A 13422-nucleotide genomic window follows, 5' to 3' on the forward strand; every position below is an offset into this window, starting at 1 on the left:
GCGAGCTAGGCGAGGGCCTGGGTCGGAGGCAGGCGTGCAGCGCGCATCGCCGGATAAGCGCCGGCGACGGCACCGACCAGCGCCGAGATCCCGACCCCGCCGAGCAGGGCGCCGACCGGGAGCACCGCCGGCCACCCCTGGCTCAACGCGTACCCCGACGTCACCAGCACGCCGACCAGCACCCCGGCGATCCCGCCGAGCCCGGACAACAGCACCGACTCGGCCAGGAACTGGCCTCTCACCTGCCGTTTCGTCGCTCCGAGCGCGCGACGGAGACCGATCTCCCGGCGCCGCTCCAGCACCGAGATCACCATCGTGTTGGCCACCCCGACGCCGCCGACCAGCAGCGCCACCCCGCCGAGTCCGAGGAACAGCGCACTGTACGTGTTCTCCGTCAGCTTCTGCGCTTCCAGCGCCTCCGACGGGCGACGGACCTCGACCTCGTTCGGCGCCTCCGGGTTCATCGTCTGCGCGAGCACCGACCGCACGTTCTCGACCTGCGAATCCTTCGCCCGCACGTACACGGTCGTCGGATGCCCCTCGAAGCCGAGGAGCCGCTTGGCCACGTCCCAGCCGACCAGCACCGAACGCTCGATCTCGGGCGCCAGCGGCGTCGGCCCGAGGATCCCGCCCACGGTGAACCACAGCCCGCCGATGAACACCTGCGGCGGTTTGGCCTGGTCGATGTGGTCGATCCCGAGCCGCGCGGCCGCGACCGAACCCAGCACGACGACCGGGTAGTCGCGAGTCGCGTCCCGGAGGAACCGCCCGTCGCGGACGGCGCCGCCGATGACGTCGAGAAGGTCGGGGGTCGCCGCGTAGACGCCGAGGCCGGACGTCTCGTCCTTGTCGATCTTGTCCGTGCGCCGCACGCTCGCGCCGGTGGTGCCGGTCGCGGACGCCGCCGTCACCGGCGCGATCCGCTTCGCCATCGGCACCGCGCTGTCCGGCAGGGTCGCGTCGGCGCCGAACAGCGTCTTGCCCGGCCCCGCGGTGAGCAGGTTGGTGCCCAACGCGGCCAGCTGGTCCTGCAACGCCTTCGCGCCCGACGCCGGGATCGCGAGCACCGCCACCATCGCGGCGATCCCGATCCCGATGCCGAGCGCGGACAGCACCGCGCGCATCGGCCGCGTCCGCATCCCGTGCGCACCGAGGTTCAGCACGTCACGCGGGCCGAGCCGGGCCGGATCCGGCGTCTTGTCGAGGACGGGGGCGCTCACACCAGCACCCCCGTCCCGGTGTCGAGCCGGATCCGGCCGTCCCGCAGCTCGATCCGCCGCGGGATACCCGCCGCGATCTCCCGGTCGTGCGTGATGATCACGACCGTCGTCCCCTGCGAGCTCAACGTGGCCAGCAGGTTCAGGATCGCCGCGCCGTTGCCCGTGTCGAGGTTCCCGGTCGGCTCGTCGGCCAGCAGGATCGACGGCGAGTTGACGACCGCCCGCGCGATCGCCACCCGCTGCCGTTCCCCGCCGGAGAGCTCGTTCGGGAAATGACCGGCCCGATGCGCGAGCCCGACGCGGTCGAGCGCGGCCAGTGCCCGTTCACGCCGTTTCCGCCGCGGCACACCTGCGTACAGCAGGCCCGTCGCGACGTTGTCGACCGCGCTCACCCCTTCGCTGAGGAAGAACTGCTGGAACACGAACCCGATCCAGCGCGACCGCAACGCCGAAAGCTTGCGGTCGGGCAGTTTCGCCACGTCGTGCCCGCGCAGTTCGATGACGCCGCTGGTCGGCCGGTCGAGCGTGCCCATCAGCTGCAGCAGCGTCGACTTGCCGGAACCGGACGGGCCGAGGATGGCGACCATCTCCCTGTCCTCAATGGACAGTGTCACCTCGTGCAGTGCGCGTACGCCGCCGGGATAGGTGCGCGAGGCGTTGCGCACGGCCAGCACCGGGGTCATGACGTCGTCACCACCCGCATCCCGGCGGCGAGGCCGGCACCGCTGATTTCGACACGGCCGCCGGAGAACAGGCCGGTCTTCACCGCGACGAGACGGCGTTGGCCGTTTTCGTCGACCTCGACGGCGTATCCGCCCTCGGCGAGCGCGAGCAACGCCCCGACCGGGACGGCCAACACTCCACTGTGGACTTCCTTGGTGAAGCGCACCGAGACGGGCGTCGAATCGAGCGACCCCGCCGCGGCCGGATCGTCCAGCTTGATCTTCACCTTGATCTTCGGCTTGCCGTCGTCCTGCCCGGCGCCGTCCTTGCCGTTCTCCGCGACCTTGCCGACCTCGGTGATCACGCCGGTCGTGGTCTTGCCGCCGGTGATGTCGACGCCGACCTTGTCCCCGGCCTTGGCGATGGCCTGCTTGGCGGCGTCGAGCTTGACCTCGACGAGGCGCTCGGTGCCGGTGTACTTCAGGAGTTCGCCGCCGCCGGGGCCGCCGAGCTGCGCGGCGACCTGCGAAACCCGGATCTCGCCGGGCGCGAGGACGACGTCGCCCTGCCCGAACGCGCCGGTCTGCTCCAGGCCCAGCGACTTCTGCCATTTCTTGAGCGCGGCGGCGGTGGCGGAGGTGAACTTCTTGTCCGGGGTGCCGAAACCGCCGAAACCGAGCGCCTTCAGGTTCTCTTCCAGCTGCTTGACGTCCGGGCCGTCCGCGGCTCCGTCGGCGAGGTCGCGGAAGAACGGCAGCGTGCCGTAGAACAACGGCACCGGTTTGGCATCGACGCCGTACACGGTCTTGCCCCGGGTGAGCACCGCGCCCGCGTCCGGCAGGGACGTTACGGTGCCCTGTTTCCGGCCGGCGAGGGAGCTTTCCTCGCCGTAGCCCAGAGTCCCGTTCGCCTCTTCCTCCTCCTGCAGGTCGGTCTTCTCGATTTGCGCGGTCTCGACCGGCGGTGGCGCCTGCCCGACCTGCTGAGCCTCCGACGTGACCCTGGTCAGCACGACCACGGACGTCGTCCCGACCACGACGACGAGGACCGCCGCGATGATGAACCAGCGTGCCCGGCGCGACCGCCGTGCGCCGCCGGGTCCTTCGTGTTCGCTCATTTCGCCGGGGCCGCCCTCATGGTCATGCCGAGACCGCAGGCCTTCGCCGCTTCTTCGAACTTCTTGGGGTCGCCACCCGCGTCCAGCGTCATGGCGGCGCCCTTTCCGCTGGGATCGGGATCCGGCATGTCGATCCCGTGCTCGCGCATGCACTTGGCTTCCTTGCGCATCTTGTCGAGCTCCTCGGGCGTGGGCGGCTTGATCTCGCCGCCGTTCGGCAGCAGTTTCCGGCACGCGTCGCTCGCGGCCTTCATCTTGTTCTCGTCGCGCCCGACCTCGCCCGCCTCGATGGAGATCGAGCCCTTCCCGTCGCCACTGGTCTGGGGGTCCGGCATGTCGATCCCGTGCTCGCGCATGCACTTCGCGAAGTTGCGCATCTTGTCCTCGTCGGACACGTTGTCGGCCTGCTGCTTCCCGTCACCCGCTCCGGCGGCGGGAGGGGAAGAGATCGAGGCGACCTTGTCGCCGCCGTCCCCGCCACCGCCGCAACCGGCCACCAGCGCGAGGACCGCTCCGGCGATCAGTGCCGCCATCGGTCGTTTCCGCATCGCTGCTCCTTCGGTCGTCTTGGCGTCCCGATTTCTACGGAGCGAGCGATTCCGGGGTGGTAAGCGATGTTGCTTATGCCGCGCTTACCGTCCCGATCAGCGGAACAGAGGTCTGATCTATCTGCCGTCTTTCCGGGTGAACTCGGCACCTGGACCGCCCTTCGGAGGTTCACATCCGACCTTTGGCCTCTTAGAGTCCCCGGCGTCCACACCTCAGCGAGGAGGAGTGCATGAATCGCCGCAAGCCACTCCGGGCCCTGGCGGCCCTCGTCATCGCGACCACCGCACTGGGCGTCGCGCCCGCCGCGGAAGCCGCGCCACTCCCGTCCGACCACGCCTACGACGACCCGTTCACCGCCGAGCGGACGCGCTGGTGGCGCGACGACCGGTTCGGCCAGTTCATCCACTTCGGCGCGTACTCCCAGCTGCAGGGGAAGTACACCCGCCCCGACGGAAGCGTTTGCCAGGACGCCGAATGGATCCAGCGGAACTGCCAGATCCCGCGCGCCGAATACGAGCAGATCGCCGCGAAGTTCAACCCCGCCGGTTTCGACGCGAACGCCATCGCGCAGTCGGCGAAGGACGCGGGGCAGAAGTACGTGGTGATCACGTCGAAACACCACGAGGGTTACGCGATGTGGCCGACGAAGGTCAACAAGTTCAACCTCCGCGACCATTCGTCGTTCGACAAGAAGCGCGACATCCTCGCCGAACTGAAGCGCGCGACGGCCGCGCGCGACGTCAAACTCGGCTTCTACTACTCGATCTGGGATTGGCACGACCCGGACTTCCCCGATCCCGCGACGTTCCCGAAGTACAAGGAACGGATGTACGCCCAGCTCAAGGAACTCGTCGACAACTACCGCCCGGCGGTGCTGTGGTTCGACGGTGAGTGGAGCACCGACCGGCCCAACAACCCGTGGACGGAAAGGGACGGCGAGGAACTGGAGGCCTACGTCCGCAGCCTCGATCCGTCCATTGTGGTCAACAACCGGGTCGGCAAACGGCGGGTGGTCGACGGCGACACGGGGACGCCCGAACAGGAGATCCCGGACAAGCCGGTCGACGGGCAGCTGTGGGAATCGTGCATGACGCTCAACGGCAGCTGGGGCTACACCGATTGGGACCACAACTGGAAATCGTCGGCGGATCTGACCAGGAAACTGCTTTCGATCGCCGGCCGGAGCGGGAACTTCCTGCTCAACGTCGGCCCCGATCGCAACGGCCGCGTGCCACGGGAATCCATCGACAGGCTGAAGCAGATGGGCCAGTGGCTGCGAACGAACGGTCAGTCCGCCGCCGTCTACGGGGCGGGCGCGCCGGGGCTGGTCGCCGAACCCGGCTGGGGCGTCGTCAGCCGTCGCGGTGACAAGCTCTACGCGTCGGTGTTCGACTGGCCCGCCGCGGGCGGCTCGCTGACGCTCGACGCACTGGCGCCTTTCCGGGTTCGCGAGGCGCGAGTGCTCGGCAGCCGTCAACGCGTGCGGGTCGAGCAGTCGTCCGGAAGCGTGAAGCTCACACCGTCGGGCGGCCGGACGAACGACGTCGCGACCGTCATCGAGCTGAGCGTCGATCCGCTGCCGCAGGCACCCGCCGGCCGCGGGACGGGGCTGACCGCCGAGTACTGGCCGAACGCGGACTTCACGGGCACGCCGTCGGTGCGCCGGGTCGAGCCGGGCGTGAACCACAACTGGAAGTTCACCGGCTCGCCGGACGCGAAGATCCCGGCGGAGACCTTCTCCTCGCGCTGGACCGGGCAGGTCACCGCGCGGGACACCGGGAAGTACACGTTCACCACGGTTTCGGACGACACCGTGCGGCTGTGGGTCGACGGCAAGCTCCTGATCGACAACACCGTCCCACACGGCCCGAGTGTCGACAAAGCGACTCTCGAACTGGTCGCCGGCCGGTCGTACGCGATCCGGCTGGAACACACCGAGCGCGGTGGCGAGGCGTCGATGAAGCTGCTGTGGTCCAGCCCGAACACACCGCAGCAGGTGATCCCGGCGCGGCAGCTGCGCCCGGCCGGATAACGCGTGCTCGAAGCCGTAACTCGCGTGTTCGGAGCCGGATCACGCAGTTACGGCTCCACGCACGCGAGTTCGGTCTTCGACGCCACCCGGCCGGTGGATCCGTGCTCGCCGGAGCCGGTGATGTCGCGAAAGCCACTTTCGGGACATCTGGCGTCCCCAAAGTGGCTTTCGCGGAACCACGGACCGGCGCGCGCCTTGACATGAAGGGGACGTTCGCCACCCGGTCGGTGGATCCACGCAGGGACGAGCGCCGAGCAAGGTCCGGGTGTCGCGAAGGGGACTTCCCCCCGTCCGATGCGGGGAAGGCGCCCTCCACCTGGGCCCCGCAGCGCGAAGCGACGTTGCGAAAGCCACTTTCGCAACGTTCAAGGTTGCGAAAGTGGCTTTCGCAACCCCCGGGCCACGACCCACGCGACCCCGCGCTTATCCCCCGCTTATCCCCATCCGGGGCAGACTGGCCTGGTGAGAGTGCTGGTGGTGGAAGACGAGCGGCTCCTGGCGGACACGATCGCCGAGGGCCTGCGACGGTTCTCCATGGCCGTCGACGTCTGCTACGACGGCGCGCAGGCCTTGGACCGGGTGGGGGTGCACGGCTACGACGTCGTCGTGCTCGACCGGGATCTCCCCGTCGTGCACGGCGACGAGGTCTGCGCCGCGGTGATCGGCACCGGCGGCGAGGCGCGGGTCCTCATGCTGACGGCCGCGGCCGACGTCAACGACCGGGTCGCCGGGCTCGGCCTCGGCGCCGACGACTACCTGACGAAACCGTTCGCGTTCGCCGAACTCGTCGCGCGGGTGCAGGCGCTGTCGCGGCGCGCCCGGCCGGCGCTGCCACCGGTACTGGAACGCGGCGGCGTCGTCCTCGACCTGCCCCGGCACCAGGCGTCCCGCGACGGCCGGTTCCTTCCCTTGTCCCCCAAGGAGTTCGCGGTACTGGAGGTGCTCATGCGCGCCGAAGGGACCGTCGTCAGCGCGGAAGACCTGCTGGAGAAGGCGTGGGACGAACACGTCGACCCGTTCACCAACGCCGTCCGGGTGGCGATGATGACGTTGCGGCGCAAACTCGGTGAACCACCGTTGATCGAGACCGTGCCCGGCGCCGGTTACCGGTTCGGGTCGTGAAACCGCTCCGGCTCTCCGTCCGCACCAAGCTGACGGCGCTCTACGGCGGCGCGTTCCTGATCGTCGGGCTCGCCCTGCTGATCGTCAACTACCTGCTGGTGAGCTCGACCCTGCCGGACACGACCGCCTTCGCGAGCGACGCCGCGGGCCTCGCGGTCCAGCGCGCGTATCCCCTCGACACCACGACCATCCTTCCCGTGGAACGCGCTCAAGCCACCCAGCTGGTCGCGACCTCGATCACCGAATACCGCTCGGACGTCCTGTCGACGCTGCTGTGGCAATCGCTGGTGGCACTGGCGATTGCCGGCGGGCTCGCGGTACTGCTCGGCTGGCTGATGGCGAGCCGCGTGTTGCGGCCGTTGCACGCGATCACCTCCACGGCACGGAAACTCGAGGTCGAAAACCTCGACCGGCGCATCGACCTCGACGGTCCCGACGACGAACTCAAGGAACTGGCCGACACCTTCGACGGCATGCTCGACCGGCTCGCCGTGTCGTTCGACAGCCAGAAACGCTTCGTCGCCAACGCCTCCCACGAACTGCGGACCCCGCTCGCGGTGCAGCGCACGCTGGTCGAGGTGGCGATGGCCGATCCCGGCGCGAGCCCCGAGGTCCGGAAACTCGGCGAACACCTGATCTACACCAACGAACGCAGCGAACGGATGATCGAGGGCCTGCTCGTCCTCGCCCGCAGTGACCGCGGCCTGGCCGCGCGCGGCCCCGTCCGGCTGGACGAGGTCGCGGCGACGGTGATCCGCTCGGCGTCGGCCATGGCCGAGGAAGCGGGCGTCACGGTGGAGTCGCGGCTGCGGCCGCGGACGGTGTCCGGCGATCCGGTGCTGCTGGAGCGGCTGGTCACGAACCTGGTGCACAACGCCATCACCTACAACCACCAGGGCGGCTGGGTCCACGTCGACATCGGCGTCGATCCGGCGCTGGTGGTGCGCAACACCGGCCCGCAGGTGCCGCTGGACGCCGTGCCCGCGCTGTTCGAGCCGTTCCGGCGGCTCTCGGGCGACCGCACCGGCGACTCCCGCAACGCGGGGCTCGGGCTGTCGATCGTCCGGTCCATCGCGAAGGCGCACGGCGGGACCGCGGGCGCGGAACCCGGCGGCCGCGGCGGCGGACTGGTCGTCCGGGTGCGGCTGCCGTAGATTCCCCCGATCGTGACTGTGCGTGTCCAGCGCGTCACGCGGCGGACGGCGGGTCGCTCGGACAGAATGCACTTGCCGTCATGAACAAAATAGTGAGCAGGACACATGACATCGGCGCGCCTCACACGTCAAGGCGACGCGCCGTTTTAACGTGGACACCCACAATGGTGAAGAATCGGGGAGGCGAGAATGCGAGCGCTACGGGTAGTCGGGCTGCACGAGGACGGTAAGTCCATCGTGTGCGAAGACCCGGCGAGCCGCACGCGCTTCCTGCTCCCCGCGGATGAGAGGCTGCGAGCGGCGGCGAGGGGTGACATCACCCGCCTCGGCCAGATCGAAATCGAGTTGGAGAGCCAAATGCGGCCACGCGAGATCCAGGCACGAATCCGGGCCGGTGAGTCCGTGGAGCAGGTCGCGAGCAGCGCCGGCGTCACCGTGCAGCGCGTCGAGCGGTTCGCGTACCCCGTCCTGCTCGAACGATCCCGCACCGCCGAACTGGCCCAGCGGGCGCATCCGGTCCGCGAAGACGGCCCCGACGTCCAGACGCTCGGCGAGGTCGTGGCGCATTCCTTCGGGCAGCGCGGCCACGACTACAGCCAGGCGACCTGGGACTCCTGGCGAGGCGACGACGGCAAGTGGGTCGTCGTGCTGAGCTGGAAGGCGGGCCGCTCGGACAACCGCGCGCACTGGTCGTTCGCGCCCGGCGCGCACGGCGGCACCGTGCAAGCTCTCGACGAGAACGCCGAAGTCCTGCTCAACCCCAACGCCTACCGTGCCCCGCGCACGGTCCGGGCATTGGAACCCGGCAGGGAAGCGGTCGTCCAGCCCACCCTCGATTCGGTTCCGGACGAGCCGGTCGCGAAGGTGATCGACGCGCCGATAGCCGAGCCCGAAGAAGATGCCGAGCCACCACTTCCGGCTGACGAGCCGGCGGAAGTGGCCGAACCCGCTCCACGGGCGAAGGGGAAGAAGAACCACCCCATCGTTCCATCCTGGGAAGACGTCCTTCTGGGCGTCCGATCACAACGAGGTTGAATCCGCACGTAGTGGCCCCTTCCGGTGGAGGGGCCATTACGTGCGTCCGGGGACCTGCGCGATCAGCGATTTCGGCGCCACGAGGCAATACGCGTCGGTGACGATCTGTCCGATCTCGGCCCAGTCGACGTCGGTGTCCAGCCGCACCCCGAGCCACCCCCGGTGCCCGACGTACGGCGGCCGGAAGAACCGCTCCGGCTCGGCGCCCACGAGTTCCTCCTGCGCCCCGGGCGGCGCCGGGCACCAGAAGGCGACCTTGTCGTCGTGATGGCGGTCGGCGTACATGACGAACGTCTTCTTCCCGCGCACGAACCACGTCGGCTCGCCGTGACTGAGCCGCTCGGAGGTTTCCGGCAGCGCGAGACACAGCCTTCTGAGTGAATCGAGCGGGTCACCGGTCATGGAGCTCAGTATCCTCGCCGCTCGGCTCACGCGGAACCGATCGTCCTCCCCTACCCTCGGGGACGGGAGGGATCATGTTTTCGACGACCGGGGAAAACCCTTGGCAGGTGCGGGTCACGAGACTGCGCTACCAAGTCCTGTCCGGAACGCCGTACGCACATGTGTCGCCGGTCGAATGGCAGGTCGACCCGGACAGCATCCGCATGATCGCCCGCGAGCGCGGCTACCTCGAAATCCCGCCGATGTTCCCGGGCTGCTTGAGTTTCCGGCACGCGCCGGATCGGTTTCCCCCGGCGCCTGCCTTCGATCATCCTGAAACCGGGCAGAGCAAGCACCGGGAACGCCGGCTTCGCAACCGGATCGACGGGGCTGCCGCGGTTTGGCTCAGCGTCCGCCATGCCGGGCTGTCCACCAGGCACATCACCGAAATCGCGGCCGATGAAGGAATGACCGTCGTCGCCGACCTCTCCGACCCCACCGATCGGTTACTCCTGTTGAGCCGGGATCCGCGACCGCCGACGCGACCCGTTCCAGTCCAGGCGGGCCTGAAGCGGTTCCGCTACTCGTTCCTGATCTGGCTCCTTCCGCTCGCGAACTTCTTCCTGTGTTTCCTCGGTGGGTTCATCGTCAGTGCCTCGAACGGCTACGACCCTGAAACACCGCTGGTGACCGTCCTCATCCTGATGGCCTTCGGCCTGGCGATTCCGCTTTCCTTCATCGTCGCCGTATTCCCGCGCACGACCAGGGCGGGTTGGCTGGCGAAGGAGTTCAACGGGAGCAACAGTGTGCAATTCCCGTTGAGCACGTTCGGGATCTCGGAGGCACTCGCCGTCCAGCTCGCCGCTCATCACGGCTATTTCCTGATCGGGCACACGGGTTCGCGAATGCACGGCCGCTATCTGAAGTTCGCCAAGCAGGTATAGGAAGGCAGCCGATGTACCTGTCGCCGGAAGGGATCCAGCCCGTCGAATTCGGGGCGGAGTGGGCTTGTCTCCTCGGTTCACTGCGGTACCGGCAGTTCGATGGGCGCCCTGTCGTGCACGTCTCCCCCGCAATCTGGGGAGTGGATCCGGCGACCATCCGGCAAGCCGCTCATGACCGCCGCTACGTCGAGATCCCTCCCGCCGGGCCCGACGTCCTCAGCTTCCAGTTCGCCCCGGACTCGTTCCCCGGGCGGCTCTTCGACTACCCGGCGCCCAGTCCGGCCCCTTCGCGCGGGCAATGGCTGATGAAGAAGATCCGCGGCAAGGATCGAGTCTGGATCAGCCTGCAGGACGCGAAGCTCAGCCGACGGCATGTCGTCGAGCTCGCGGGGCAGGCTCAAATGTCCGTGATGGCCGAATTCGCGGACTCCACCGACCGGGTACTGCTGCTCACCCGCGGTTCGAATCCACCGCGCACCACCACTGGACTCCGGATCGGTTCGCCGGGTTTCCTCACTGCCACCGTCGTGACCGTGATGATCCTGACCGCCATCGGCTGCGGGATCGGCGCGATGACCGAGCGCCCTTGGCTGCTCCTGTCGAGCGTGATCGTCGGCTTGCCCCTGGTCCTGGCGAGCGTCCTGTGGACGCGCGCCGCCCCCAAGAGCCGCCGCGTGAGCTGGCTGGCCGACCGGTTCGACGGTTCCCCGTCGCTCCTGATCGGCACTGATGCCTACGGGGTCAGCCTCGAACTGGTCGCACAGATCGCCGCTTTCTTCGACTACTACTACACCGCCTGGGTCCGGCAGAGCAACGGACGACTCCAGGGAATGGCCTTCGTGAAAAGGAACATTCCGGTACACCGGGGAACGGACACCCACGGGCGAACGTCGGACACAGGTGAGGCGGGGCGGTTCTAAACTGCCGGTCGAGCCGTACCAAAGGGGGGTATATGAGCGGGTACACGGTGAAGATCGCCGAGCTGGGGAAGCTCATCGGTGATCTGGAAACCGGCGCCGGCCGGATGGCGGACGCGAACAAGAAACTCTCCGGTGGCGGCGCGTGGGGCGCGCTGGGCGACGAGGGTCTCGCGAAATCCGGAATGGACTTCGAGGAAGCCTGGGAATTCGGTATCGGCAGGCTGGGCGAGGCCGCGGAGGGCGTCACCGAAAGGCTGAAGAAGGCCCAGCAGAAGTACCAGAAGATGGAAGAAGAGTTCGGCGGCGACCTGGACAAGTTCGCGGAGCTGATCCCCGACGGCTCCGGCCCGTCACCACGATTTCCGCTGGGCGACGACGGCGGCGGCCCGGTCGGCGGCGGCTACACCGGAGGGATCACCGACATCCTCGGAGGTGGCCGGTGACCGGGAACCAGTACCCAGCGCTCGGGTTCGACCCGGCTCCCGGCGACGTCGGCGGCGTCGGCGAGCTGGCCGGGAAGTACCGCGCGGTCAGCCGTGACCTCGCGGAGGCCGACACCATGCTGCGCCAGATCGTCACGAAGCAGGGAATCTGGACCGGCGAGGCCAGCGAGGCCTTCGCACGGCGCCTGGGACCGCTGCCCGAGTACCTCGACGGCGCGGCGCGGTCGATGGCGCAAGCCGCGTACGCACTCGAAGGCTGGACACACGACCTCGGTGAGATGCAGCGCCGAGCCGCCGACCTCGAGCGGCAAGCCAAGGCCGCCGCCCGAGCGGCCGAGCAGGCTCGGACCAATCCCGACTTCGCGCTGGCCAACCGCACGTTCACCGACCAGGAGTCCTTGCAGATCGCGCAGGCGCTTCTGGACAACGCCGGACGGCAGCTCCAGGCGGCCATCGACGGCTGCACGGAAGTCCAGGAAGCCGCGAAGAAGCTGCTCGAACAGCACACTTCGGCCGCCGCCCGGGTCGCGGATCTGCTCCGGAAGGCGAAAGAGCTCGCTCCCGACGAGCCCGATCTGCTGGACGACGTCGTCGACGCGGTCACCGGGGTCGTCACCGACCTCGTGAACACGACGGCCGACCTCGTGGACGCGGCCTGGGACGTCGTGCAGGACAACGCCGAGATGCTGTCCAAGGTGTCCGACGTGATGGGGGACATCGGCAATCTGCTCGGCATCGCCAGCGATGTCATCCCGCCTCCCGTCGGGGAGATCACCAGCATCGTCGCCGCGGGCTTCGGCGTGACGGCCTTGGGTGGGCATTTCGTGGCGAAGAAGGCGGGCGCGGACGTCGCACCCGAGACCCTGACCTTCGACGCGATAGGCGCGGCGACCTCCTTGGCCGGGATCATCCCCGGCAATTCCTCGACGGCGACCAAGATAGCCACCGCCGCCGGGCTGGCCGGTTACGGTGCTCTCGGAGCCCAGATCGGTATGGACACCGCGGGTGAGATCCAAGGACGCAAGTTCGAAGGACCGATCGACGACTTCAAGAACTACTGGATCCCGAAGGACGGCGCCCAGTGGGCCGTCGCCGGTTCGTCGATCATCTTCGGCGGCGCGCCGCTGGCCGCGATGGCCATGGGCAACGCGATCGAGCAGGGCGTGGCCGAGGATCGCAAGAACGCCAAGGAGCGTGCGGAAGACAAGGCGTGGAGCTGATGGACGCGACCGCTCTCCGGATCGACCTCCCGCCCGGCTTCACCGGGATGCCGGTGACCGGGGACGATACGACGAACGCGCGAGTCGCGCTGGGCGTCGGCGAAAAGGCCGCCGCCCATGCCGGACGATCCACCGAGGAATTCGCCGCCGCCTTGATGGCACTGACTCCTGAGCTGAAGGCGAACGGAGTCCGGGTTTTCGGCAAGTTCGCGGCGGGTGACGGTCCCGAGTACCTCGCCACGTTGTCGCTGGCGGTGCTGCGCTGGCAGGACGCGGACCCGGAGATGCTGACCGTGCGGCGCAACGCGGTGGCCGACGCCTTGCTGGACGTCTACCGGAAGAAACACCCGCGCGCCGACGCACGGGTGATCCGGCTGCCGATCGGTCCGGCGATGGCCGCCGTCGCGGCGGGCGAGTACCGGCTGCCGCCGGAGTTCACCGGCCGCCCGACGGAGATCGTGCGCGCGCAGGCCAAGGTGGAGTACCAGATCCCGCTGCCCGGCAGCGAGTTCCTGGCCGTCCTGGTGGTCACCGCCGAATCCGAGACAGGGTGGCCGGCGGTCGCCGAGGCCGCGTCCCGCGTGGCGCACAGCCTTCGACCGGGCACCACGGAGGAATGACG

The 13422-nt window shown here is 68.8% G+C and carries 14 protein-coding genes; 9 read left to right on the forward strand and 5 right to left on the reverse strand.

Annotation, left to right across the window (positions count from 1 at the left end; translation table 11 throughout):
- Positions 1-5: 5 nt before the first annotated feature.
- The 4 genes from H4W30_RS17495 to H4W30_RS17510 are packed head-to-tail and all read right to left on the reverse strand — an operon-like array spanning position 6 to position 3548.
- Positions 6-1220, reverse strand: a complete 1215-nt coding sequence (locus H4W30_RS17495) for an ABC transporter permease (protein WP_192743762.1) — start codon at positions 1218-1220, stop codon at positions 6-8.
- Entirely contained in the window at positions 1217-1903 is a 687-nt protein-coding gene (locus H4W30_RS17500) for an ABC transporter ATP-binding protein (RefSeq protein ID WP_007033339.1), read from the reverse strand. The genes H4W30_RS17495 and H4W30_RS17500 overlap by 4 nt, the downstream gene beginning before the upstream one ends.
- Positions 1900-3000 carry a peptidoglycan-binding protein gene (locus H4W30_RS17505; RefSeq protein WP_192743763.1) on the reverse strand — a complete coding sequence of 367 codons (1101 nt, stop codon included), beginning with the start codon at positions 2998-3000 and terminating at the stop codon, positions 1900-1902. Before H4W30_RS17505 ends, H4W30_RS17500 begins: the two co-directional genes overlap by 4 nt.
- Entirely contained in the window at positions 2997-3548 is a 552-nt protein-coding gene (locus H4W30_RS17510) for a hypothetical protein (RefSeq protein ID WP_192743764.1), read from the reverse strand. Before H4W30_RS17510 ends, H4W30_RS17505 begins: the two co-directional genes overlap by 4 nt.
- Before the next feature lie 230 nt (positions 3549-3778).
- Here H4W30_RS17510 and H4W30_RS17515 point away from each other — a divergent pair, with 230 nt between their 5' ends.
- The 4 genes from H4W30_RS17515 (at position 3779) to sepH (ending at position 8892) form a co-directional block, all read left to right on the forward strand.
- Entirely contained in the window at positions 3779-5581 is a 1803-nt protein-coding gene (locus tag H4W30_RS17515) for an alpha-L-fucosidase (RefSeq protein ID WP_192743765.1), read from the forward strand.
- Positions 5582-6043: 462 nt separating this feature from the next.
- Positions 6044-6703 carry a response regulator transcription factor gene (locus H4W30_RS17520; protein ID WP_192743766.1) on the forward strand — a complete coding sequence of 220 codons (660 nt, stop codon included), beginning with the start codon at positions 6044-6046 and terminating at the stop codon, positions 6701-6703.
- Positions 6700-7857 (forward strand): ATP-binding protein, encoded by a 1158-nt coding sequence (locus H4W30_RS17525; RefSeq protein ID WP_192743767.1) that lies wholly within the window; start codon positions 6700-6702, stop codon positions 7855-7857. Before H4W30_RS17520 ends, H4W30_RS17525 begins: the two co-directional genes overlap by 4 nt.
- Positions 7858-8046: 189 nt before the next feature.
- Entirely contained in the window at positions 8047-8892 is an 846-nt protein-coding gene (gene sepH, locus H4W30_RS17530) for a septation protein SepH (RefSeq protein WP_192743768.1), read from the forward strand.
- A gap of 36 nt (positions 8893-8928) precedes the next feature.
- On the opposite strand, the gene H4W30_RS17535 is transcribed toward sepH, so the two are convergent.
- On the reverse strand, positions 8929-9294 hold the full coding sequence (locus H4W30_RS17535) for an MmcQ/YjbR family DNA-binding protein (protein WP_192743769.1): 366 nt from the start codon (positions 9292-9294) through the stop codon (positions 8929-8931).
- A 74-nt stretch (positions 9295-9368) separates the two neighbouring features.
- On the opposite strand from H4W30_RS17535, the gene H4W30_RS17540 reads away from it, so the two are divergent.
- The 5 genes from H4W30_RS17540 to H4W30_RS17560 are packed head-to-tail and all read left to right on the forward strand — an operon-like array spanning position 9369 to position 13420.
- Positions 9369-10217 carry a hypothetical protein gene (locus H4W30_RS17540; protein WP_192743770.1) on the forward strand — a complete coding sequence of 283 codons (849 nt, stop codon included), beginning with the start codon at positions 9369-9371 and terminating at the stop codon, positions 10215-10217.
- A gap of 11 nt (positions 10218-10228) precedes the next feature.
- Complete coding sequence (locus H4W30_RS17545; protein WP_192743771.1) at positions 10229-11137, forward strand: hypothetical protein; 909 nt, start codon at positions 10229-10231, stop codon at positions 11135-11137.
- A gap of 32 nt (positions 11138-11169) precedes the next feature.
- Positions 11170-11580 carry a hypothetical protein gene (locus H4W30_RS17550; protein WP_192743772.1) on the forward strand — a complete coding sequence of 137 codons (411 nt, stop codon included), beginning with the start codon at positions 11170-11172 and terminating at the stop codon, positions 11578-11580.
- On the forward strand, positions 11577-12800 hold the full coding sequence (locus H4W30_RS17555) for a putative T7SS-secreted protein (RefSeq protein ID WP_192743773.1): 1224 nt from the start codon (positions 11577-11579) through the stop codon (positions 12798-12800). The genes H4W30_RS17550 and H4W30_RS17555 overlap by 4 nt, the downstream gene beginning before the upstream one ends.
- Positions 12800-13420 carry a hypothetical protein gene (locus H4W30_RS17560; protein WP_192743774.1) on the forward strand — a complete coding sequence of 207 codons (621 nt, stop codon included), beginning with the start codon at positions 12800-12802 and terminating at the stop codon, positions 13418-13420. The genes H4W30_RS17555 and H4W30_RS17560 overlap by 1 nt, the downstream gene beginning before the upstream one ends.
- Positions 13421-13422: the final 2 nt, after the last annotated feature.

It is taken from the genome of Amycolatopsis roodepoortensis, from assembly GCF_014873915.1.
GTDB classification, from domain to species: domain Bacteria; phylum Actinomycetota; class Actinomycetes; order Mycobacteriales; family Pseudonocardiaceae; genus Amycolatopsis; species Amycolatopsis roodepoortensis.

Excerpts from the sequence above, each read along its gene's own strand:
- H4W30_RS17540 (WP_192743770.1), top strand. The coding sequence starts at position 9,369 with ATGTTTTCGACGACCGGGGAAAACCCTTGGCAGGTGCGGGTCACGAGA.
- H4W30_RS17505 (WP_192743763.1), bottom strand. The coding sequence starts at position 3,000 with ATGAGCGAACACGAAGGACCCGGCGGCGCACGGCGGTCGCGCCGGGCA.
- H4W30_RS17515 (WP_192743765.1), top strand. The coding sequence starts at position 3,779 with ATGAATCGCCGCAAGCCACTCCGGGCCCTGGCGGCCCTCGTCATCGCG.
- H4W30_RS17535 (WP_192743769.1), bottom strand. The coding sequence starts at position 9,294 with ATGACCGGTGACCCGCTCGATTCACTCAGAAGGCTGTGTCTCGCGCTG.
- H4W30_RS17550 (WP_192743772.1), top strand. The coding sequence starts at position 11,170 with ATGAGCGGGTACACGGTGAAGATCGCCGAGCTGGGGAAGCTCATCGGT.
- H4W30_RS17545 (WP_192743771.1), top strand. The coding sequence starts at position 10,229 with ATGTACCTGTCGCCGGAAGGGATCCAGCCCGTCGAATTCGGGGCGGAG.
- H4W30_RS17500 (WP_007033339.1), bottom strand. The coding sequence starts at position 1,903 with ATGACCCCGGTGCTGGCCGTGCGCAACGCCTCGCGCACCTATCCCGGC.
- H4W30_RS17510 (WP_192743764.1), bottom strand. The coding sequence starts at position 3,548 with ATGCGGAAACGACCGATGGCGGCACTGATCGCCGGAGCGGTCCTCGCG.
- H4W30_RS17560 (WP_192743774.1), top strand. The coding sequence starts at position 12,800 with ATGGACGCGACCGCTCTCCGGATCGACCTCCCGCCCGGCTTCACCGGG.
- sepH (WP_192743768.1), top strand. The coding sequence starts at position 8,047 with ATGCGAGCGCTACGGGTAGTCGGGCTGCACGAGGACGGTAAGTCCATC.